Below are 23,222 nucleotides of genomic sequence, written 5' to 3'. Positions count from 1 at the left end.
AAAACATTATCGACGGATAACAAAAACTTAGATTTTTTTAAATAATACCGAACCATTAGTTCCACCGAAACCAAATGAGTTACAAAGTGCATATTCTAAGTTTTGAACTTGACGAGCAGTATGTGGTACATAATCTAAATCACATCCCTCATCAGGATTATCTAAATTAATCGTTGGTGGTACAGCCTGATCACGCAATGCTAGGACAGTAAAAATTGACTCAACAGCGCCAGCTGCTCCAAGTAAGTGACCAATCATAGATTTAGTTGAGCTTACCATCACTTTATTGGCATTTTCTTTGAAAATACTCTTTACCGCTTGAGTTTCAGCTTTATCGCCAGCAGGCGTTGATGTACCATGAGCATTAATATAACCCACTTGTTCCGGCGTAATTCCTGCATCACGAATTGCACATTTCATTGCTAATGCAGCACCACTACCATTTTCAGGCGGTGAAGTCATATGATAAGCATCACCACTCATACCGAAACCGACAATTTCAGCATAAATTTTAGCACCACGTTTTTTAGCATGCTCATACTCTTCTAAAAACATAATTCCTGCACCATCACCAAGAACAAAACCATCGCGATTTTTGTCCCATGGTCGACTAGCTGCTTTAGGGTTATCATTGTTAGTTGATAAAGCACGCGCAGCACCAAAACCACCAATACCTAGTGGAGTACTTGCCTTTTCGCCCCCACCAGCTAACATTGCATCAGCATCACCATAAGCAATCATGCGTGCCGCGTGACCGATATTATGCACACCAGAAGAACATGCTGTTGCAATAGTGATACTAGGACCTTTTAATCCATAAATAATAGATAAGTGACCAGCAATCATATTAACAATAGTTGACGGCACAAAAAAAGGACTAATTTTACGTGGTCCGCTATTAACTAATGCACTATGGTTTTCTTCTATTAACCCAAGTCCACCGATACCAGAACCTATAGCACAACCAATTCGTTCTGCATTTTCTTCGGTAATCTCAATGCCAGCATCTTGCATTGCTTGCATACCCGCAGCAATACCATATTGGATAAAGTAATCCATTTTACGAGCATCTTTACGTGAAATATTATAATCTTCACCATTAAAGTTTTTAACCATTGCGGCGAAGCGCGTTGCGAAAGGGGCTGTATCAAAGTGTTCTATGAGTTCAACACCACTTTGTCCAGCTAGTAAAGCCTGCCAAGTGGATTCAACTGTATTACCTACAGGAGATATCATGCCCATTCCAGTAACAACAACTCTGCGTTTAGACACATTGTCCTCCAGGAAAGGATTGAAATGAAATTTGAATCAATGAAATGCTAATTTCGAGTTTTATTATCATTCGCACTTAAGCTAATTTTAAAATTTAATATATAAATACGAACTAGGCGATCATTTGACCGCCTATCATAAAAACTCTGCTAACCTTATTGATTTGCAGTAATATAATCAATTGCTGATTGAACAGTTGTAATTTTTTCAGCTTCTTCATCAGGAATTTCAGTATCAAATTCTTCTTCTAAAGCCATAACTAATTCAACTGTATCAAGAGAGTCAGCGCCAAGATCTTCGATAAAAGAAGATTCATTTTTAACTTCTTCCTCTTTCACACCAAGTTGCTCAACAATAATTTTCTTAACTCGCTCTTCAATAGTGCTCATACTCTTTTTTTTCCTATAAAAATCGCCAAAATTGACGGTGAATGTAAGTTTATAAAATGTTGAAAAAGATGCCAATCATTTTTCAACCCAACTGCTTATTTTTTACTCAAAAACTAAAATATTGACCTATTCTACACTATTCTAGCCAATTACACCATATACATGCCACCATTGACATGTAAAGTTTCGCCAGTAATGTAAGATGCTTCATCGGAAACCAAAAAGGCAACGGCATTAGCAATTTCTGTAGGTTCCCCTAAACGACCAGCAGGAACTTGAGATAAAGTTAGAGCCTTTTGCTCATCAGTTAGCGCATCAGTCATATCCGTTGCAATAAAACCTGGTGCAACCACGTTAACGGTAATGCCACGTAACGCAACTTCACGTGCTAATGATTTACTAAATCCAATTAATCCTGCTTTAGCTGCTGCATAATTAGCTTGTCCAGCATTTCCCATTGTACCCACTACAGACCCAATAGTCACAATTCTTCCATAACGTTTTTTCATCATTGTGCGCATTAATGCTTTAGATAAACGGAAAACAGACGTTAAGTTGGTATCTAAAATATCTTGCCATTCATCTTCTTTCATTCGCATTAATAAATTATCACGGGTAATACCTGCATTATTGACAAGAATATCAATATCGCCAAATTCCGTTTTTATTGTATTAATCACAGATTCAATCGATGCTTCATCAGTTACATTTAAAGTTAAACCTTTACCATTTGAGCCCAAATATTGGCTAATAGCCTCTGCGCCTCTGTCTGTGGTTGCTGTACCAATAACCGTTGCCCCACAAGAGACAAGTTTTTCCGCAATAGCTTTACCAATACCACGACTTGCACCAGTAACTAAAGCAATTTTCCCTGATAGATTCATAACAACCTCTTTCTTTTTACTTTGTATTTTCTAATGCTGCTTCTAGTGATGCTTTATCATTAACTGCAATACCAGAAAGTGTATCAACAATACGTTTAGTTAAGCCCGTTAATACTTTACCTGGTCCCATTTCAACTAAAAGCGTTATATCTTGTTTTGCCATATATTCTACAGTTTCAGTCCAACGCACAGGGCTATAAAGTTGAGCGATTAATGCCGCTTTAATTTTTTCTGCAGATGTTTCAACTTTTACATCAACATTATTGATAACAGCAAACTTTGGTGCACTGAATTCAACATTATTTAATGTAATGGCTAATTTATCTGCAGCAGGTTTCATTAATGCACAATGAGAAGGTACACTAACAGCAAGAGGTAATGCTCGCTTTGCGCCAGCTTCTTTACATAATACACCGGCACGTTCAACTGCCTCTTTATTACCAGCAATAACGACTTGTCCAGGTGAATTAAAATTAACTGGTGCAACAACTTGACCTTGAGCGGCTCGCTCACATGCATTACGAATTGAATCATTATCAAGTCCAATGATAGCATACATAGCACCCGTACCACTTGGTACCGCTTCTTGCATTAATTTACCACGTAACTCAACTAATTTAATGGCATCTTTAAAATCAATCACACCTGCACAAACTAATGCAGAATACTCACCTAAACTATGCCCAGCCATAAAATCTGGTTGAGCACCATTAACACTTTGCCATACCCTAAATATCGCAACGGATGAAGCAAGCAATGCAGGTTGTGTTTGCCAAGTTTTATTTAATTCTTCTGCAGAACCTTCTTGTACTAAATCCCACAAATTATAACCGAGTACTTCAGAGGCTTCATCAAATGTTGATTTCACAATCGGAAAATCATCGGCAAGTTCTTTTAACATACCGACAGCTTGTGAGCCTTGTCCTGGAAATACCATTGCAAATTTGGTCATTATTAAATCCTTGATTATAAAAAATAAAGCATAACTTAAAATCTAATTAGAGCAGATCCCCAAACAAATCCACCGCCAAAAGCCTCTAATAAAATTAGATGACCTCGTTGAATTCGCCCATCTCGCACACCTGCATCTAAGGCACACGGAACAGAAGCTGCTGAAGTGTTACCCTGTTTATCTAATGTAACAATTACTTTGCTCATATCCATATCTAGACGCTTTGCAGTTGCAGAAATAATTCTTAAATTAGCTTGATGCGGTACTAGCCAATCTAAATCCGCTTTGTTAAACGCATTTTCAGTTAAAAGTTCATCAACTAAATTTGAAAGCTCTTTAACCGCAATCTTAAATACTTCATTACCATGCATGGTCATATAAACAGGATCATGCATATCGCGACGATCAACATATGGATATTTTAATAAGTCACCATAACGACCATCGGCATGAAGATGTGAAGCGATAATACCAGGTTCTTCTGAAGCACCAACAACAACAGCTCCAGCACCATCACCAAAAATAATAATGGTTCCTCGATCATTTGGGTCAACACCACGTGTTAACATATCAGAACCAACAACCAAAGCATATTTAATCGCGCCGCTCTTAACATATTTATCAGCAATATCTAGCGCATAAACAAATCCCGAACAAGCAGCAGACACATCAAATGCGATAACATCACCTATTGCTAATTTAGCTTGTAACTCTGTTGCACTGCTTGGAAAAGCATTAACTGAAGTCGCTGTTGCAACAATAATCATACCAATATCATTCTTATCGATATCAGCCATCTTAATAGCATTAATCGCTGCTTGATAAGCCATACTCGTTACAGTTTCATCAGGAGCGGCAATGCGTCTTTCTTTAATGCCAGTACGAGTTGTGATCCATTCATCGTTGGTATCAACCATCTTTTCTAGATCAGCATTAGTTCTTATCTGTTTTGGAAGATAACTCCCTGTTCCTAATATCTTTGTATACATCTAATCATTCGCTCTTGGGTAGTGCAGAAGAAAGGCGCGTTGCAATCTTCTCAGGTATATTGGTTTGTATAGCTAAAATAGCTTGTTCAATTGCTGCAAAAAATGATTTTTGATTGGCACTACCGTGACTTTTAATCACAATACTTTTAAGCCCAAGCAAACAAGCTCCATTATATCGTCCGGGATCTAAATAACCAAAATTTTTTGACACCTTTTTTTGTAACCACTTACTCAATATCTTCATTAATAATGAATTATGACCAAAGGATGACTTAAATGAAGACATAAAAATTTTAACTAATCCTTCTACTGTTTTTAACGTCACATTACCAACAAAACCATCACAAACTAATACGTCCGTTTTACCAGTTAGAAGTTCATTACCTTCTAAATAGCCAATATAATTAATTTGATCATTTGACTTTAAAATAGAAGCAGCCGCACGTATTTTATCCAATCCTTTAATATCTTCTTCACCAATATTAAGCAATGCAACCCGAGGATGTTCAATTTTAAGCACAGTCTTAGCTAAAATTTGCCCCATTATGGCAAATTGCACAAGCATATCACTATCGCATTCAGCATTAGCGCCTAAATCCAACACAACTGTATTTTGATTATTTAAGGCTGGAATAGTAGCAACTAAAGCTGGACGATCAATACCAGTTAAAGAGTGTAAAAGTAATTTAGAAAGCCCCATTAGTGCACCGGTATTACCAGCACTGACGCAAGCTTGAACATTGTTATCTTTAACCAGTTCAAGTGCTATTCTCATTGATGATCCTTGACTATGACGAATTGCATAAGAAGGCTTCATATCATTAGTAATAACGGACGTTGATTCGATCAAAATTAAGCGCTCATTTTTTTGATATTGAGAAATAAGCTTTGTATTTTCTTTTGACAAAAAAAGACCAATTTCTGTTGGATCGCCCACCAGAAAAATAGAAAGGTTTGGATAACAATTTAGTGCTTGTATTGCAGCAGGAACAACAACACGAGGACCTAAGTCCCCGCTCATAGCATCTAACGCAATGGTTAGACTATCCAAAATGTCACCTAATAATTTCTAATTTTAGAGTAATTATTTAGAAATTACTTTACGACCACGATAATAACCATCAGCGGTTACGTGATGACGTAAATGTGTTTTACCTGATTCATCAACTGAAATATTAGCAACGGTCAACGCATCATGAGAACGACGCATACCACGTTTTGCACGAGTTTTACGATTCTGTTGAACAGCCATGGATTACCCCTTATTCTTTAAACTAACTAAAATTGCAAATGGATTTGGTTTTTCATTTTCAAGTGGAATATCACCAAATACCATATCAGCCTCTGACACTTCGCAGTGTTTACTATCATGTACCGGCGCAATTGGTAACGAGAGAATAATTTCGTCCTCAAGTAACGCTAATATATCTACTTCACCAAACTCGTTCATAAGAACAGGTTCATAATGTTCCGGTAGTGTCTCTGCTTGAGCATCGCTCTTAACAGGACTAAATTTATTCATCACATGAACTTCTGTGACAAAAGGTTTAAAACAACGTTGGCATATCTGCTCTAACGTGATTTTTGCATCAATTGCAATAACACAGAGCCTTTGCTCATCATAATAAAAAGATAAGCTACACTCAATATTACTTTTTGGACGTTCAACCCTTGTCGCACTTTGCATTGGATAATATCCAACATAATCAAGCTTTTTTTGTGCTGCCTTAATTGGGTCAATTGTTAATGGCAATTTATTTTGCATAGAATATGCATTCTACCTTAAAGTTATTCTTATGTCTCTTAAAAAGAACACAATACATAAGGCGCGCATATTACCTTTAAATAAGGTTTTCGTCAATGCTAGATCATAATATAATTTAAATATTGGCATTACCTTAATATATTTTAAATTTATGTAATTTTATTATTGTAAAACAGTTTAATTTAGACCATACATTTTTATGGCCTATAAACATACTATGATAATCGCCCAAAACTATCTTTAACAATGGCCCTAAAGTCATCAAAATTTTTACTATTTAACAAACGTTTAGTCGCTCTTTCCTTAACAAAATTAACAAATAAATTATAGATTCTCATAGCATCTTCATATTCATCTTTGCTAATTGCTAACAAAAAAATAACATGTGCAATTTCATTTCTATTCCATGCAATACCTTGTGGCACCGAAATCGTTGTTACCATTGTTTTTTTGCTAATAGGCCAACAGTATGAGGAATAGCGATATTTTCACCTAATAATGTTGAAACAATTGCTTCGCGTTCAATAACCGAAGGATAAAAATTTTCATCGACATAACCTGATTGTTCAAGTCGTTGGCACGCCTTTTTTAAAAGGCTTTTTTGTGTAATAGGTTTATCGATAATAAGAAAAAATTTTTCATCAAAAAATCGCTCAATAATATAAGGCATAGTTCGATCAATCATTGCAAGCCTTCCCAACTGTTCAAGTTGATAAAGTGTGGGAAATGGTGCAATTTTAACTATTTGTTTATTTTTTTCTGTTAAACGAACTGTTGATACGACAAAATCTTCTTCAATATCTAAAAGCTGCTCATACTCTCTATAAGAAAGAACACGGTTAATCTGAATATGAGGAAAATCTCGCTTAATTTTTGACTCAATCATTCTTAGAGTAGAATTACCCAGTTCACTAACTAATAAAATTTGAGCATACCTTTCATGACCTTCGTTATAATTACGTTTTAATGCCACGCCAATGTGAATTGCTAAATAGCTAATTTCATCTTCTGTCATTTTAAATTTGAGCTACTACAGCTAAAGTTATTTTCCACTAAAAAACGCGCCTAGTTTAAGATTGACAGGGGAAATCTGCTTACCCTTCTACATACATTAAAAACACAAAAAACATTAATAAAATCAACGCATTTCCTAACTAATTTTTAGCCATTGATATTTAATTGGATACTTTGAGGGGAATTCATTGAATTACCAACTACCGGATGCACCACCGCCTCCACTGCGACCACCACCACCACCAAAGCCTCCTGATCTACCACCGAATCCACCACCCGACCCACCAAAACCACCACGGCGATTATTATCACCACCGCTACCACCTCTAGCAGTTAAAATACCGCTCATAATCGTACTGACAACGAAAGCCAAAAATAATAGGGGTAATGCGATATGTATCGGATAGCCTTGCCATAAGGTGAACCCTCCAATAGACAGACCATTGAGTAAACCTGTGCCTATACTTCGTTTAGCACTGACTCTAGTGATAAATAAACTGATTAATAAGAAACAGATAAAAAATGACACGAGTCCATAGTTAATTAGCTTGAAACCAAAGTCTCCCGCCAATAATGTATTGAGATTTTGCTCCTGATCATCAGTCACTTTTAGGTTAGGATTATCAATTTTCTGTTTCAGCACCAATAATGCATTATCAATACCTTGATAATAGTTATTTTGTTGAAATTGTGGCGCTAATTGTTCTCGAATAATATGGCTGGCAACTAAATCGGTAATAGTGCCTTCAAGACCATAACCTACTTCAATGCGCATCCGTTTATCATCTTTTACAATCAGTAATAAGATACCATTATCTTGCCCTTTTTTGCCGATTTTCCATTGAATAAAGACTCTATCCGCATATTGCTCTACGGTTTCATTATCGAGTTTATCGATCATTAACACGGCTATTTGTGCACCATCTGACCTTGGTTGTTCAAAGTCGATTAGGCCTGCTTCTAATGCCTTTTTTTGTGATTCGCTTAATGTTCTAGTGGTATCGATGACACGATGAGAAAATTGGGGAATGTCAGTCAGCCCATAACTGAACCAACTGACTATAAATAATACGCTACATAGGAAATATTTTTTCACGATAATAATTAGCCAAAATTCACTACCGGTGGATTAGATATTTGCTTTTCATCATCAACCGTAAATTGCTGTTTTGGTTGTTTCCCTAGACTATCAGCAACCCATTTAGTCGGTAACTTACGGATATAAATATTAAATGTTTGTACCGCTTCAATATATCGTCCACGAGCAACAGTAATACGATTTTCACTACCCTCAAGCTGACTCATTAAATCTTGATAAAGGGTGTTGGCTTTCAGTTCTGGATAATTTTCACTTACTGCGATTAAGCGACTTAATGCTGTACTCAATTCTGATTGTGCTTGTTGGAATTTTAAGAATAAAGTAGGGTCGGTTAACTGATCAGCATTAATCTGAATCGTTCCGACTTTTGCTCTCGCTTCAGTTACTTGGGTTAAAACTTCTTTTTCGTGTGAGGTGTAACCTTTTACGGTATTGACTAAATTCGGGACTAAATCAGCCCGACGTTTGTATTGATTAAGCACTTCAGACCATGAGGCTGCCACGTTTTCATCCTTAGTTTGGATGCCATTGTAACTTGTAAAATAGATAAACGCTCCAACAACAACTAACACTACAATGATTAATAACGATTTGGTTTTCATCAGTATGCCTCACATTGCTGTTTATTTTACAAACAGTTTAAGCAAGAGGAAATGTCTCTGTCAAGGAATATAAAAACCTTTACACACTTGTGCTTGACTATATTTTATTAACTAGAAATCAGTCAGGAAATGTATTGATTTTATTAAAGTTTTTCTCGTGTTTATTTTAAATAAAATCAATTATTTCTATATAAAACTCAAATCTTACTATTAGATTTTAGACTCTTTTGTTATTACTATATTCGTGTCCAAATCAATTTATTATTGCTCACAAAACGTCGTTGGAATGACTAAGTAAATGATAAATAGATAAATTAGCTTTTTTGCTTTTCGATCAAGTTCAATACCTTATTTATTATAGTATAACGTCAAAACACTCTAGCTGTGCTGGCTCAAAATAGATATCGCTGTTATTCGGTCGATTCTTAGTATTACGATGAGTATGTTTGAAGTTATCTGAATTTACCCAAGCTTCAAAATCAGCCTTAGATTCCCATTCGGCAAATGAAGAAAATAAGGTGTAATTTTCTTCTGTTTTACCTTGCAAAAAATAAAAACGACTAAATCCTTTCATTTCTTTTAAATGGCTATCACGATTACGCCATATTTCAATAAAAGTATCTTCGCTACCTCGTTTTACTTTAAAACGATTCATGACAATATACATATAAAACTCCTTTTATGTTTATTAAGCATCATATAAAAAAATAGCACGCCATGCGTGCTATTTGTTAATTAAACCTCAGAGGTTATTGATTTTCTTCAGCAGAGTTAAGTAACTCAGCTAAGTTAGCGGTTGCTTCTTCTGCTGAAATCGTTGGTTGGATATCATCTGTTGATGGCATCGCACGTTTACGTAAACGCTCTTTATGATAAGCATAACCCGTACCCGCCGGAATTAATCGACCAACAATCACGTTTTCTTTTAAGCCACGTAATTCGTCATTTTTGCCTGCTACCGCTGCTTCGGTTAAGACGCGAGTTGTTTCTTGGAACGAAGCCGCAGAAATAAACGATTCAGTTGTTAACGAAGCTTTAGTAATACCTAGTAAGTCATGCAAATAAACAATTGGCTCTTTACCTTGTGCTTCAAGTTCACGGTTGATAATCTTCAAGCGTGAAACTTCAAGTTGCTCACCTTCAAGTAGACGAGAACCACCCGGATGAATAACCGTTGCTTTACGTAACATTTGACGAACGATAACTTCAATGTGTTTATCATTGATTTTTACACCTTGTAGACGATAAACTTCTTGAACTTCGTTAACAATGTAACGTGTTACTGCATTGACTCCACGTAAACGTAAAATGTCATGTGCTGATTCAGGTCCATCAGAAATTACATCACCACGTCCAACTTGTTCACCTTCAAATACGTTAAGTTGACGCCATTTTGGAATCATCTCTTCATATGGTTCACTGCCATCTAATGGAGTAATAATTAAGCGACGTTTTCCTTTGGTCTCTTTACCAAATGAAATAATACCGTCAATTTCAGCCAAGATAGCTGATTCTTTCGGTTTACGTGCTTCAAATAAGTCAGCAACACGCGGTAAACCACCAGTAATATCTTTAGTACCAACAGATGCTTGTGGAATACGAGCAAGTGTGTCACCGATATTAATCTCAGCACCATCTTCTAACTGTACTAATGCTTTACCTGGTAAGAAATATTGTGCAAGCATTTCTGTACCCGTAAGGAAAATATCGTTCCCTTTAGCATCAACAAGTTTGATTGCAGGACGTAAATCTTTACCTACACCTGTGCGCTCAGCCACATCTAAAATCACGATAGATGATAAACCAGTTAATTCATCAGTTTGACGTGTAATAGTTTGACCATCGATCATATCAACAAAACGGACAAAACCTTTTGCTTCTGAGATAACTGGCATAGTATGCGGATCCCAGTTAGCAATTGTTTCACCAGCGTCAACAGTTACGCCATCACCTTTACTTAAAATCGAACCATAAGGAACTTTATAAGTTTCTTTCATTCGACCAAGCTCATCGATAATCGTTAACTCAGCATTACGAGAGGTGATAACCAATTTTTTATCTGGGTTAGTCACAAATTTAGCATTACTTAATTTAATACTACCTTTGTTTTTAACTTGAACACTTGATTCAGCCGCTGCTCGAGATGCCGCACCACCGATATGGAACGTACGCATGGTTAACTGTGTACCTGGCTCACCAATTGATTGAGCGGCGATAACACCGATTGCTTCACCTTTATTAACCAAGTGACCACGTGCAAGATCACGACCGTAACATTTCGCACAAACACCAAAGTCAGTATCACATGATACAACCGAACGAACTTTGACACTATCGACTGATTCCGCTTCAAGTAAATCACAGTAGTGTTCATCAAGTAGTGTATTACGTGGAATTAAGATATCCGCACTACCTGGTTTTAATACATCTTCAGCAGTTACTCGACCTAAAACGCGTTCACGTAGTGGTTCTTTAACATCACCACCTTCAATAACAGGTGTCATGACAACACCTTCTAAGGTGCCACAATCATCTTCAATAACCACTAAATCTTGCGCAACATCAACTAAACGACGGGTTAAGTAACCAGAGTTTGCTGTTTTTAATGCTGTATCAGCAAGACCTTTACGTGCACCATGGGTAGAGATAAAGTACTGTAGTACGTTTAGTCCTTCACGGAAGTTTGCTGTAATTGGTGTTTCGATAATCGAGCCATCAGGTTTTGCCATCAAACCACGCATACCAGCTAACTGACGAATCTGAGCTGCCGAACCACGAGCACCTGAGTCAGCCATCATGTAAATACTGTTGAAAGAAGATTGTACTTCTTCTTCACCGTCACGATTAATCACTTTTTCTGTTGATAAGTTATCCATCATCGCTTTAGCAACACGTTCATTAGCTGCTGCCCAGATATCGATAACTTTATTATAACGTTCACCAGCGGTTACCAGACCTGATTGGAATTGCTCTTGAATTTCAGCAACTTCAATTTCAGCTTCATTGATGATTTGTATTTTCTTCGCAGGGATTTCCATATCATCAATACCAACTGACACACCTGAACGAGCAGCGTATGCAAATCCAGTATACATAATTTGGTCGGCTAAAATTACCGTTTCTTTCATACCTAATTGGCGATAGCAGATATTTAAAATCTTAGAGATCGCTTTTTTACCAAGCGGTTGATTGATAACAGAAAAACTCATACCTTTAGGCATGATTAACCATAAAATTGCGCGTCCAATTGTTGTATCAATAACTGAAGTGGTTTCTTCCCACTCACCCACATTATTATGATGGCTTTCAGTAATACGAACTTTAACCTTAGCGTGTAGTTCAACTAGGCCTAAACGATACAGTTTTTCTGCTTCTTTAGGGCCTGTTAATACCATGCCTTCACCTTTTGCATTGACTTTATCACGAGTCATATAGTAAAGACCCAAAACTACGTCCTGTGAAGGAACAATAATAGGCTCACCACTCGCAGGTGAAAGGATGTTATTAGTCGACATCATTAACGCACGTGCTTCTAGTTGAGCTTCTAACGTTAATGGAACGTGAACCGCCATTTGGTCACCATCGAAGTCGGCGTTAAAGGCCGCACAAACTAATGGGTGCAATTGAATTGCTTTACCTTCAATTAGAATCGGTTCAAATGCTTGAATACCTAATCTATGTAATGTTGGTGCACGGTTTAGTAATACTGGGTGTTCACGAATAACTTCATCTAAGATATCCCAAACAACTGCGTCCTCACGCTCAACCATTTTTTTCGCTGCTTTAATTGTAGTAGCGAAGCCTCGGCGCTCTAATTTGCCATAAATAAATGGTTTGAATAATTCTAATGCCATTTTTTTAGGTAAACCACACTGATGCAAGTGCAAGTATGGACCTACAGTAATAACTGAACGGCCAGAATAATCAACACGTTTACCTAATAGGTTTTGACGGAAACGACCTTGCTTACCTTTGATCATATCGGCAAGTGATTTTAATGGACGTTTGTTTGAACCAGTAATAGCTCGTCCACGACGACCATTATCTAGTAATGCATCAACAGATTCTTGTAACATTCGTTTTTCATTACGTACAATGATATCTGGTGCAGCTAAGTCTAATAAACGTTTTAAACGGTTATTACGGTTAATCACTCGACGATAAAGGTCATTAAGATCTGATGTTGCAAAACGCCCGCCATCAAGTGGAACTAATGGACGTAAATCTGGTGGCAGAACCGGTAATACATTTAGAATCATCCACTCAGGTTTATTTTCAGACTGAATAAATGCTTCAATAATTTTGATACGTTTAGTTAACTTTTTGCGTTTAGTTTCTGAATTAGTCGTTGATAATTCATCACGTAAAGCTTCACATTCCGCTTGAACATCAATATTTCGTAATAACTCTTGAATAGCTTCTGCGCCCATGCGAGCATCAAATTCATCACCAAACTCTTCTAGTGCGTCTAAATATTGCTCTTCAGTTAAGATCTGACCTCGTTCAAGATTTGTCATGCCTCCATCAAGAACCATAAATGATTCAAAATAAAGGACTCGTTCAATATCACGAAGAGGCATATCAAGTAATAAACCAATACGAGACGGTAATGATTTTAAAAACCAGATATGTGCTGTTGGTGACGCAAGTTCAATGTGTCCCATACGTTCTCGACGGACTTTAGCTTGAGTTACTTCAACACCACATTTTTCACAGATCACACCACGGTGTTTTAAACGTTTATATTTTCCACATAAACATTCGTAATCTTTTACGGGTCCAAAAATACGCGCACAAAACAATCCATCTCGTTCTGGTTTGAAAGTACGGTAGTTGATTGTTTCAGGTTTTTTAACTTCACCAAAAGACCATGAGCGAATCATATCAGGAGAGGCAAGACCTATCTTGATGGCATCAAAATCTTCTGTTTTTGTTTGTGCTTTTAGAAACTTTAGTAAGTCTTTCACAATTGACTCCTATGGAGTTAAACCAATTAGATAACTTATTATTGCTAATAAGTTATCCCTATAAATAGAAATCATTTAAGTTAGCAAAAATTACTCTTCATCTAACTCAATATTGATACCTAGCGAACGAATCTCTTTTAACAATACATTAAAGGATTCCGGAATCGCAGGTTCCATACGATGATCACCATCTACAATATTTTTATACATTTTAGTACGGCCATTCACATCATCTGATTTAACCGTTAACATTTCTTGTAAGGTATAAGCAGCACCATATGCTTCAAGTGCCCACACTTCCATTTCACCGAAACGTTGACCACCAAATTGAGCTTTACCACCCAATGGTTGTTGAGTCACCAAACTATATGAACCAGTAGAACGAGCATGCATTTTATCGTCAACTAAGTGATTCAATTTAAGCATGTACATGTAACCTACTGTAACTGGACGTTCAAATTGTTCACCTGTACGACCGTCATATAGGGTAATTTGCCCAGATGTTGGTAGATCACCAAGTTCAAGTAGTGATTTAATTTCTTGCTCTTTAGCGCCATCAAATACTGGAGTAGCAAGTGGCATACCATTACGCAAGTTTTGAGCTAAATTCATGACTTCTTGATCTGTAAATTCAGCCACATTCACTTTTTGAGCAGCCCCTAAACCAAGATCATACGCTTTTTGAATGAATTCACGTAATTTTGCTAGCTCTTGCTGTTCTTTTAGCATCGTATCGATCTTTTGACCGATTCCTTTTGCTGCCATACCTAAGTGAGTTTCTAGGATCTGTCCAATATTCATACGAGAAGGGACACCTAGCGGATTTAATACGATATCAACTGGGCGACCTTTGTCATCATATGGCATATCTTCAATTGGATTAATCTTAGAAATAACCCCTTTGTTACCATGACGACCAGCCATTTTATCACCAGGCTGAATTTGACGTTTAACAGCTAAATAAACTTTCACAATTTTGAGTACACCAGGTTGTAAATCATCACCTTGAGTGATCTTCATGCGCTTAGCTTCTAGTTTTTTGTTAAACTCGGCTTTAATTTCGTCGTATTGCTCAGCAAGTTGCTCTAGTTGAGCTTGTTTGTCTTCGTTTGCAATACCGATTGTTAACCATTTTTCACGAGGTAATGCATCTAATTTATCTGCTTTAATTCCGCCTGAAATTAATACATCACGGATACGAGCAAATAAAGCTGCTTCTAAGATTTTTAGTTCTTCTGTTAAGTCTTTTCGCGCTTGTTTAAGCTGCATCTCTTCGATTTCTAGTGCACGTTTATCTTTTTGTACACCATCTCGAGTAAAGACTTGGACATCAATAACTGTACCCGAAACACCATTTGGTACACGCAATGAAGTATCTTTAACATCAGATGCTTTTTCACCAAAAATAGCACGAAGTAATTTTTCTTCTGGTGTTAGTTGAGTTTCACCTTTAGGTGTTACTTTACCAACTAAAATATCACCGCCTTGAACTTCAGCACCAATATAAACAATACCTGATTCATCAAGCTTAGAAAGTGCTGCTTCGCCCACATTTGGAATATCCGCAGTAATTTCTTCTGCACCTAATTTAGTATCTCGAGAAATACAAGATAGCTCTTGAATATGAATCGAAGTGAAACGGTCATCTTGTACCACTTTTTCAGAAACTAAAATAGAATCCTCAAAGTTATAACCATTCCATGGCATAAATGCCACGCGCATATTTTGACCTAATGCTAATTCACCTAAATCGGTTGATGGACCATCAGCAAGCACATCACCACGCTCAACTTTTTCGCCTAATTCCACACACGGAATTTGATTGATACATGTATTTTGGTTAGAACGGGTATATTTAGTTAGATTATAAATATCTATCCCAGTTTCGCCTGCATATATTTCATCAGCATTAACATTAACCACAATACGTGATGCATCAACATATTGTACTGTACCTCCACGACGCGCAACTGCAGTAACACCTGAGTCAACCGCTACCGCTCGCTCCATACCTGTACCAACAAATGGTTTTTCGGCTTTTAGCGTTGGCACTGCTTGACGTTGCATGTTCGCACCCATTAAGGCACGGTTCGCATCATCGTGCTCTAAGAATGGAATTAATGAAGCACCAACAGATACAATTTGTTGCGTTGATACGTCCATATAATGGATTTGTTCAGGACTATATAAGCCAGACTCACCACTTAAACGACAAGTTACTAAATCTTCTTTAAAACGACCATTCTCATCAAGATTTGAGTTAGCCTGTGCAATGACAAATTCACTTTCATCAATAGCTGATAAATAATTAATTTCATCAGTAACAACACCGTCAATAACTCGACGATATGGCGTTTCTAAAAATCCATACTCATTAGTACGAGCATAAACCGCTAGTGAGTTTATCAAACCGATGTTCGGACCTTCCGGTGTTTCAATTGGACAAACACGTCCATAATGAGTTGGATGTACGTCACGAACTTCAAATCCAGCTCGTTCACGTGTTAAACCACCCGGACCTAATGCAGAAATACGACGTTTATGCGTAATTTCAGATAATGGATTGTTTTGATCCATAAATTGCGATAACTGGCTTGAACCAAAGAATTCACGAATCGCAGCCGAAATTGGTTTCGCATTAATCATGTCTTGTGGCATGAGTGAATCAAGGTCACCTAAAGATAAACGCTCTTTCACTGCACGTTCAACACGAACTAAACCAATACGGAATTGGTTCTCTGCCATTTCACCAACGCTACGGATACGACGATTACCTAAGTGATCAATATCGTCGACTTCACCGTGACCATTACGAATAGCAATTAATTTCTTCATTACGTCAACGATATCATCTTTAGTTAAGACGCTTTCGCCTTCAATATCATCACGACCTAAAGAACGATTAAACTTCATTCGACCAACTGCCGATAAATCATAACGTTCATCAGAGAAGAATAAGTTATCAAATAATGCTTCAGCCGCTTCTTTTGTTGGTGGCTCACCAGGACGCATCATTCGATAAATTTCAACCAATGCACCTAATCGATCTCGCGTTGAATCAACATTCAATGTTTCAGAAATAAATGCACCATGATCTAAATCATTAGTGAATAATGTCTCTATTTTTTTATATCCAGCGTTAGATAATTCAACCAATAGTTCTAATGAGATTGGTGTATTGGCAAAAGCAATCACTTCACCTGTTTCTTCGTTAATATAATTTTTAGCAAGAACTTTGTTAACAATATATTCAACAGGTACATCAATTTTACTAACTTTATCTTTTTCTAATTCACGAATATGACGAGCTGTAATACGACGGCCTTTTTCAGCATATATTTTACCTTTTGATTCAATATCAAATAATGCTGTATCACCACGTAAACGCTCAGGGACAAGATCCATTTTTAATTTAGATTTCCCAATTTCGAAATTAGTTTTTTCAAAGAAAATATCTAAAATCTCTTCAGTTTCATAACCTAGAGCACGTAAAATAATTGTTGCAGGAAGCTTACGACGGCGGTCAATTCGAGCAAAAAGATTATCTTTAGGATCAAATTCAAAATCAAGCCAAGAGCCACGATAAGGAATAATCCGAGCATTATATAAAACTTTCCCAGAAGAGTGCGTTTTACCTTTATCACTATCAAAGAACACACCAGGGCTACGATGTAACTGTGAAACAATAACGCGCTCAGTACCATTAATTACGAATGTACCATTATCTGTCATTAAAGGAATTTCGCCCATATAGACGTCTTGTTCTTTAATATCTTTTACTGTTCCTTCTGGTGCATCTTTATCATAAATAACTAAACGTAATTTTACGCGCAATGGTGCTGAGTAAGTGATCCCTCTAATTTGACATTCTTTAACATCAAACACAGGTTCGCCCATTTTAAAGCTCACGTATTGTAACTCAGCGTTACCACTATAACTTTTTATTGGAAATATTGAACGAAAAGCGGCTTCTAAACCATATTGACCTTCTGGATCTTGCTCAATAAATTTCTGGAACGAATCAAGTTGAATAGAAAGAAGATACGGTATATCCAAAACTTGTGGACGTTTACCAAAATTCTTACGAATTCGTTTTTTCTCGGTATAAGAGTAAACCATTAGTTCCTCAACTTGCTTATCTGCTATTTTAGCATGATTAATATTCATCAGGGATACTATCGATAACTGATAACACCTGACACCTCATCGAAAATATCTATAAATATCAATTGATTAGGCTTAATAAATATACTATTTCTTTATTACTTTTTATTGATAATCTTCAAATAAAATTCTTTAACTTATTATAGCGCAAAAAGGCTGGAGGTATAAAACCCCCAGCCATTTGCTGTGTTGTCGATAAACTTATTTAAGTTCAACAACCGCACCTGATTCTTCAAGCGCTTTTTTAAGTTCTTCAGCATCAGCTTTACTAACGCCTTCTTTAACTGTCGCTGGAGCTGATTCAACAAGATCTTTCGCTTCTTTAAGACCAAGACCTGTTGCGCCACGAACTGCTTTGATAACAGCTACTTTATTAGCACCAACATCTTTTAAGATTACATCAAATTCAGATTTTTCTTCTGCTGCTTCAGCTGGACCTGCTGCTGCAACTGCAACAGCTGCTGCTGCAGAAACACCGAATTTTTCTTCCATCATTGATACAAGTTCAACAACGTCCATAACAGACATTTCAGCAACTGCATCTAAAATTTGTTCTTTAGTGATAGACATAATATAGTTTCCCAAATTTACATTTTCTAATTAATAAAATTCACAATCAAACTGCCAATTAAGCAGCTTCTTTTTGATCGCGAACCGCTGCAAGAGTACGAACCAATTTGCCAGCTGCGGCTTCTTTCATGGTTGACATCAAGCGAGCTAATGCTTCTTCATATGTAGGTAATGTTGCTAAGCGATCAATGTTCGCTGCAGTAATTAACTCACCTTCAAAGGCTGCGGCTTTAATCTCAAATTTATCATTTTCTTTAGCAAACGCTTTAAAAATACGCGCTGCAGCACCTGGGTGCTCATTTGAAAATGCAATTAGAGTTGGACCAACAAACGTATCTTTTAAACACTCGTATTGAGTACCCTCAACAACACGGCGTAATAGCGTATTACGAACAACACGCATATAAACACCGGCTTCACGAGCAGATTTACGTAATGCAGTCATTTTTTCTACAGTAACGCCACGAGAATCCGCAACAACTGCAGATAGCGCACCTTTGGCGATTTCGTTAACTTCAGCAACAATTTCTTGTTTATTTTGAAGATTTAGTGCCATTGGTATTGCTCCTGGATTATACTAGGCCAAAGCCTAGACTTATTTCAACTAGCTACAAATGTAACTAGCACAACCACGATGAGCAGAAACCTTCTATTATATCTTATCAGGCTCTGTCACCGTCTACGTAGGAAAATTAAGTAGTCAAACTTCAACCACACCTACGGTCTTGGACGGGGTCTGGTTAAGGCCAGACACCAACCGATTTCTTTATTTAATTATAAAAATAATTAAACTGTTGCATTTAATGTTGCTTGATCAATTGCAACACCAGCGCCCATTGTAGTAGAAAGACTAACTTTCTTAATAAATACACCTTTTGCAGATGCTGGTTTTGCACGTTTCAATGCAACTAGTAATGCTTCTAAATTCTCTTTAAGCTTATCTGCATCAAAATCAGCTTTACCGATAGTAGTATGGATAATACCATTTTTATCATTACGATAACGAATTTGACCAGCTTTAGCATTTTTTACAGCTTCAGCAACATTAGGAGTTACAGTACCAACTTTAGGATTTGGCATTAAACCACGAGGTCCTAAAATTTGACCTAATTGACCAACAACACGCATAGCGTCAGGTGATGCGATAACAACATCAAAATCCATTTCGCCTTTTTTGATTTGATCAGCAAGATCATCCATACCCACTAATTCAGCACCAGCTTCTTTAGCTGCTTCTGCATTTGCACCTTGAGTAAATACAGCTACGCGAACGCTACGACCAGTACCATGTGGAAGTACAATTGCACCACGAACATTTTGGTCTGATTTACGTGAATCGATACCTAAATTAACAGCAACATCGACGCTTTCAGTGAATTTAGCTGTAGCTAATTCTTTTAATAAAGCGATCGCTTCGTTGATATCATATTGTTTAGTTGCATTTACTTTTTCGCGGATAAGTTTAGCTTTTTTAGATAGTTTAGCCATGAATTAACCCTCCACTTCCAAGCCCATTGAACGAGCAGTTCCTTCGATAGAACGCATCATCGTTTCAATAGTAGCACCATTCATATCTGCAGCTTTTAATTCAGCGATTTCGCGAATTTGAGCACTCGTTACTTTACCTACTTTTTTCTTATTAGGTTCACCTGAACCAGACTTAATTTTAGCAGCTTTCTTTAATAAAACAGCAGCCGGAGGCGTCTTAGTTACAAAAGTGAATGAACGATCAGAATACACTGTAATTACTACAGGAATCGGTAAACCTTTTTCCATGCTTTCTGTTTTAGCATTGAACGCTTTACAGAATTCCATGATATTAACACCGTGTTGACCAAGTGCTGGACCAACTGGTGGACTAGGATTTGCTGCACCAGCCGCTACTTGCAACTTGATGTAAGCTTGTACTTTTTTTGCCATTTTAGTTTCCTTTGCTCGGGTGCGAACGCCTCTATTAATAATAGATATTAATAAATAGACAGCTCCCCTAAGTTAAATGAGGGCAGAATTATCCTATAATCCAATTAAAAATGCAAGATTTATTTAAAACAGGATAAATCAAAAGCAGAGCAACAACTCTGCTTTTAGTTTAAATAACTAAAACAAATTAAAGAACATTCACTGCATTAAGTTCTTTAAATGCTAGCTCTAAACGCTCAATTAAAGAATCTTGTCCTTTACGTAACCATACTCGAGGATCATAGTATTTTTTATTTGGCGCATCCGCACCTTCAGGGTTACCTAATTGACCTTGTAGATATGCTTCATTTGCTTTGTAGTATTCTAAAATACCTGACCAGTTAGCCCATTGAGTATCTGTGTCAATATTCATTTTGATTACACCATAACTTACTGCTTCAGCAATTTCTTCTGGTGTTGAACCTGAACCACCATGGAATACAAAATTCAATGATTTAGCAGGTAAATTAAATTTTTCAGATACATATTTTTGTGAGTTATCTAAAATTTTCGGTGTTAACTTAACGTTACCTGGTTTATAAACACCATGTACGTTACCAAATGAAGCAGCGATAGTAAAACGAGGGCTAATAGCGCTTAAACGTTCATAAGCATATGCCACATCTTCAGGTTGAGTATAAAGTGCTGAGCTGTCCATATGGCTGTTATCAACACCATCTTCTTCACCACCAGTACAACCTAACTCTAGCTCTAATGTCATTTTCATTGCCGACATACGAGCAAGATATTGACAACAGATATCAATATTATCTTTCAGTGTTTCTTCAGAAAGGTCGATCATATGAGATGAGAATAAAGGTTTACCTGTTTTTGCAAAATGAGTTTCACCAGCATCAAGTAATCCATCAATCCATGGAAGTAATTTTTTAGCACAATGGTCAGTATGAACAATAACTGGAACTCCATATTTCTCAGCCATAAGATGAACATGTTTTGCACCAGAAATTGCACCTAAAATAGCACATTCTTGTCCTTCTAATTTTAAGCCTTTACCAGCAATAAATTGAGCGCCACCATTAGAAAATTGGACAATAACAGGAGAACCTACTTTTGCAGCTGTTTCAATAACAGCATTAATTGTATTCGTATCAACACAGTTAACCGCAGGTATTGCAAAGTTATTTTCGCGAGCGATTTGAAATACTTTTTGAACATCATCACCAGTCACAACACCAGGTTTAACAACATCTGAAATCTTTGTAGCCATCTTGTTACCTATAAGTTATCTATATAAAAAGTAAAGGATGAGTACTTTCCCATCCTTTCTATTGAACTAAATATTATGCTTTTGCTCTAGCTTCTAGCATCGCTACAGCTGGTAGTTTTTTACCTTCAACAAATTCAAGGAAAGCACCACCACCAGTTGAAATATAAGAAATTTTATCTTCAATACCAAATAAATCAATTGCAGCTAAAGTATCACCACCACCAGCTATTGAAAATCCTTCGCTATCTGCAATTGCTTTAGCAACAATTTCAGTTCCACGACGGAAATTAGGGAACTCAAAAACACCGACAGGACCATTCCATAAAATGGTTTTAGCATTTTTAATGATATTTGCTAAGACCTCTGCTGATTTATCGCCTAAATCAAGAATTTGTTCATTTTCTTTAACATCTTGAACTGATTTTTCAGTTGCAACAGCTGTTTCACTAAATTCAGTTGCCACACGTACATCAGTTGGAACTGGGATTTCACAATTAGCCATTAGTTTTTTAGCTTCTGGGATTAAATCAGCTTCATAAAGTGATTTGCCCACATTATAGCCTTCTGCGGCAATAAAGGTATTTGCAATACCACCACCAACGATAATTTGATCAGCAATTTTTGATAGAGAATCAAGTACAGTCAATTTAGTTGACACTTTTGAACCAGCAACAATTGCAACCATTGGGCGAGCAGGATTATCTAAAGCTTTACCTAACGCATCAAGCTCAGCGGCTAATAATGGACCTGCACAAGCAACTGGAGCAAATTTACCTGCACCATGAGTTGAAGCTTGAGCTCGGTGAGCAGTACCAAAAGCATCCATCACATAAATATCACAAAGTGCTGCATATTTTTTAGATAAAGCTTCATCGTCTTTACCTTCACCAACATTAAAGCGGACATTTTCAAGAACAACTAATTCACCTTCCTTAACATCGACACCATCAAGGTAATCTTTTACTAAACGGACAGGGAATGATACATGTTCTTTTAGGTAATCAACAACTGGTTGTAATGAAAATTCAGGATTATATTCACCTTCTGTTGGACGACCAATATGCGAGGTAACCATTACTTTCGCGCCTTTCTTGATGGCCTCTTCAATAGTAGGTAATGATGCTTTAATACGTGCATCTGAAGTCACCTTACCATTTTTCACTGGCACATTAAGATCTGAACGAATAAATAAACGTTTTCCTTTTAGATCAAGATTTTGCATTCTAATAATAGACATGATACTTCCTCTCTATAAAATATAAATAAAATAAAACTTTTTTTATTCTAACATAAAATTTCTTTTTAGGTTATACACATTTATTGGTCAAATGGTAAACATTTATTAACGACAAAAAATGTCCAATTATA

At 36.8% G+C, this 23,222-nt stretch carries 21 protein-coding genes; all 21 read right to left on the bottom strand.

Annotation, left to right across the window (positions count from 1 at the left end):
- Positions 1-27 precede the first annotated feature (27 nt).
- The 21 genes from fabF to pgk all read right to left on the bottom strand — a co-directional run bounded on the left by fabF (position 28) and on the right by pgk (position 23,091).
- A complete protein-coding gene (gene fabF, locus GQ594_RS06550) occupies positions 28-1,272 on the bottom strand; it encodes a beta-ketoacyl-ACP synthase II (protein WP_160401012.1) in 1,245 nt (414 codons plus the stop codon).
- Positions 1,273-1,427: 155 nt separating this feature from the next.
- Complete coding sequence (gene acpP / locus GQ594_RS06545) at positions 1,428-1,661, bottom strand: acyl carrier protein (RefSeq protein WP_034910452.1); 234 nt, start codon at positions 1,659-1,661, stop codon at positions 1,428-1,430.
- 149 nt (positions 1,662-1,810) lie between these two features.
- Positions 1,811-2,545 (bottom strand): 3-oxoacyl-ACP reductase FabG, encoded by a 735-nt coding sequence (gene fabG / locus GQ594_RS06540; protein ID WP_160411820.1) that lies wholly within the window; start codon positions 2,543-2,545, stop codon positions 1,811-1,813.
- A gap of 16 nt (positions 2,546-2,561) precedes the next feature.
- A complete protein-coding gene (gene fabD / locus GQ594_RS06535; protein ID WP_160401010.1) occupies positions 2,562-3,497 on the bottom strand; it encodes an ACP S-malonyltransferase in 936 nt (311 codons plus the stop codon).
- Between the two features lie 35 nt (positions 3,498-3,532).
- On the bottom strand, positions 3,533-4,486 hold the full coding sequence (locus tag GQ594_RS06530; RefSeq protein ID WP_160411821.1) for a beta-ketoacyl-ACP synthase III: 954 nt from the start codon (positions 4,484-4,486) through the stop codon (positions 3,533-3,535).
- 4 nt (positions 4,487-4,490) lie between these two features.
- A complete protein-coding gene (plsX, locus tag GQ594_RS06525) occupies positions 4,491-5,537 on the bottom strand; it encodes a phosphate acyltransferase PlsX (protein WP_160401008.1) in 1,047 nt (348 codons plus the stop codon).
- 33 nt (positions 5,538-5,570) lie between these two features.
- Entirely contained in the window at positions 5,571-5,738 is a 168-nt protein-coding gene (gene rpmF, locus GQ594_RS06520; RefSeq protein WP_025316508.1) for a 50S ribosomal protein L32, read from the bottom strand.
- 3 nt (positions 5,739-5,741) lie between these two features.
- On the bottom strand, positions 5,742-6,251 hold the full coding sequence (yceD, locus tag GQ594_RS06515) for a 23S rRNA accumulation protein YceD (RefSeq protein WP_160411822.1): 510 nt from the start codon (positions 6,249-6,251) through the stop codon (positions 5,742-5,744).
- 215 nt (positions 6,252-6,466) lie between these two features.
- Entirely contained in the window at positions 6,467-6,694 is a 228-nt protein-coding gene (locus tag GQ594_RS12290; protein ID WP_202112493.1) for a PTS sugar transporter subunit IIA, read from the bottom strand.
- The gene (locus tag GQ594_RS12285) at positions 6,688-7,266 is read right to left on the bottom strand and encodes a PTS sugar transporter subunit IIA (RefSeq protein WP_202112494.1); all 579 of its coding nucleotides are present in this window, start codon (positions 7,264-7,266) and stop codon (positions 6,688-6,690) included. Before GQ594_RS12285 ends, GQ594_RS12290 begins: the two co-directional genes overlap by 7 nt.
- A 192-nt stretch (positions 7,267-7,458) precedes the next feature.
- Complete coding sequence (locus GQ594_RS06505) at positions 7,459-8,361, bottom strand: TPM domain-containing protein (protein ID WP_160411823.1); 903 nt, start codon at positions 8,359-8,361, stop codon at positions 7,459-7,461.
- An 8-nt stretch (positions 8,362-8,369) separates the two neighbouring features.
- Complete coding sequence (locus tag GQ594_RS06500; protein WP_160411824.1) at positions 8,370-8,966, bottom strand: LemA family protein; 597 nt, start codon at positions 8,964-8,966, stop codon at positions 8,370-8,372.
- A gap of 355 nt (positions 8,967-9,321) precedes the next feature.
- Positions 9,322-9,633: an antibiotic biosynthesis monooxygenase family protein gene (locus tag GQ594_RS06495; protein ID WP_160400995.1), complete on the bottom strand. Its 312-nt coding sequence runs from the start codon at positions 9,631-9,633 to the stop codon at positions 9,322-9,324.
- A gap of 82 nt (positions 9,634-9,715) precedes the next feature.
- Entirely contained in the window at positions 9,716-13,933 is a 4,218-nt protein-coding gene (gene rpoC / locus GQ594_RS06490; RefSeq protein ID WP_160400994.1) for a DNA-directed RNA polymerase subunit beta', read from the bottom strand.
- Positions 13,934-14,023: 90 nt separating this feature from the next.
- On the bottom strand, positions 14,024-18,052 hold the full coding sequence (gene rpoB / locus GQ594_RS06485) for a DNA-directed RNA polymerase subunit beta (protein ID WP_160401022.1): 4,029 nt from the start codon (positions 18,050-18,052) through the stop codon (positions 14,024-14,026).
- A 246-nt stretch (positions 18,053-18,298) separates the two neighbouring features.
- Positions 18,299-18,667, bottom strand: a complete 369-nt coding sequence (gene rplL / locus GQ594_RS06480) for a 50S ribosomal protein L7/L12 (RefSeq protein WP_065635704.1) — start codon at positions 18,665-18,667, stop codon at positions 18,299-18,301.
- Between the two features lie 58 nt (positions 18,668-18,725).
- Positions 18,726-19,223 (bottom strand): 50S ribosomal protein L10, encoded by a 498-nt coding sequence (gene rplJ / locus GQ594_RS06475; protein ID WP_025316516.1) that lies wholly within the window; start codon positions 19,221-19,223, stop codon positions 18,726-18,728.
- A gap of 230 nt (positions 19,224-19,453) precedes the next feature.
- Positions 19,454-20,155 carry a 50S ribosomal protein L1 gene (rplA, locus tag GQ594_RS06470; protein ID WP_160400993.1) on the bottom strand — a complete coding sequence of 234 codons (702 nt, stop codon included), beginning with the start codon at positions 20,153-20,155 and terminating at the stop codon, positions 19,454-19,456.
- 3 nt (positions 20,156-20,158) lie between these two features.
- A complete protein-coding gene (gene rplK / locus GQ594_RS06465) occupies positions 20,159-20,587 on the bottom strand; it encodes a 50S ribosomal protein L11 (protein WP_034884321.1) in 429 nt (142 codons plus the stop codon).
- 187 nt (positions 20,588-20,774) lie between these two features.
- Positions 20,775-21,854, bottom strand: coding sequence for a class II fructose-bisphosphate aldolase (gene fbaA, locus GQ594_RS06460; RefSeq protein ID WP_160411825.1), 1,080 nt, complete (start codon positions 21,852-21,854; stop codon positions 20,775-20,777).
- 73 nt (positions 21,855-21,927) lie between these two features.
- Entirely contained in the window at positions 21,928-23,091 is a 1,164-nt protein-coding gene (gene pgk / locus GQ594_RS06455) for a phosphoglycerate kinase (protein ID WP_160411826.1), read from the bottom strand.
- Between the last annotated feature and the right edge of the window lie 131 nt (positions 23,092-23,222).

Origin of the sequence: Gilliamella sp. Pra-s52, assembly GCF_009795805.1 — a bacterium.
Classification (GTDB): domain Bacteria; phylum Pseudomonadota; class Gammaproteobacteria; order Enterobacterales; family Orbaceae; genus Gilliamella.
Note: the sequence above shows the minus strand (reverse complement) of the source record. Positions and strands in the feature narration are given on the sequence as shown.

Bases quoted from the DNA above. Each gene is read 5' to 3' on its own strand.
- rpmF (WP_025316508.1), bottom strand. From the start codon at position 5,738: ATGGCTGTTCAACAGAATCGTAAAACTCGTGCAAAACGTGGTATGCGT.
- rplL (WP_065635704.1), bottom strand. From the start codon at position 18,667: ATGTCTATCACTAAAGAACAAATTTTAGATGCAGTTGCTGAAATGTCT.
- fabD (WP_160401010.1), bottom strand. From the start codon at position 3,497: ATGACCAAATTTGCAATGGTATTTCCAGGACAAGGCTCACAAGCTGTC.
- rplA (WP_160400993.1), bottom strand. From the start codon at position 20,155: ATGGCTAAACTATCTAAAAAAGCTAAACTTATCCGCGAAAAAGTAAAT.
- GQ594_RS12290 (WP_202112493.1), bottom strand. From the start codon at position 6,694: ATGGTAACAACGATTTCGGTGCCACAAGGTATTGCATGGAATAGAAAT.
- GQ594_RS12285 (WP_202112494.1), bottom strand. From the start codon at position 7,266: ATGACAGAAGATGAAATTAGCTATTTAGCAATTCACATTGGCGTGGCA.
- pgk (WP_160411826.1), bottom strand. From the start codon at position 23,091: ATGTCTATTATTAGAATGCAAAATCTTGATCTAAAAGGAAAACGTTTA.
- GQ594_RS06500 (WP_160411824.1), bottom strand. From the start codon at position 8,966: ATGAAAACCAAATCGTTATTAATCATTGTAGTGTTAGTTGTTGTTGGA.
- rplJ (WP_025316516.1), bottom strand. From the start codon at position 19,223: ATGGCACTAAATCTTCAAAATAAACAAGAAATTGTTGCTGAAGTTAAC.
- rplK (WP_034884321.1), bottom strand. From the start codon at position 20,587: ATGGCAAAAAAAGTACAAGCTTACATCAAGTTGCAAGTAGCGGCTGGT.
- yceD (WP_160411822.1), bottom strand. From the start codon at position 6,251: ATGCAAAATAAATTGCCATTAACAATTGACCCAATTAAGGCAGCACAA.
- rpoB (WP_160401022.1), bottom strand. From the start codon at position 18,052: ATGGTTTACTCTTATACCGAGAAAAAACGAATTCGTAAGAATTTTGGT.
- GQ594_RS06495 (WP_160400995.1), bottom strand. From the start codon at position 9,633: ATGTATATTGTCATGAATCGTTTTAAAGTAAAACGAGGTAGCGAAGAT.
- acpP (WP_034910452.1), bottom strand. From the start codon at position 1,661: ATGAGCACTATTGAAGAGCGAGTTAAGAAAATTATTGTTGAGCAACTT.
- GQ594_RS06530 (WP_160411821.1), bottom strand. From the start codon at position 4,486: ATGTATACAAAGATATTAGGAACAGGGAGTTATCTTCCAAAACAGATA.
- fabG (WP_160411820.1), bottom strand. From the start codon at position 2,545: ATGAATCTATCAGGGAAAATTGCTTTAGTTACTGGTGCAAGTCGTGGT.
- fbaA (WP_160411825.1), bottom strand. From the start codon at position 21,854: ATGGCTACAAAGATTTCAGATGTTGTTAAACCTGGTGTTGTGACTGGT.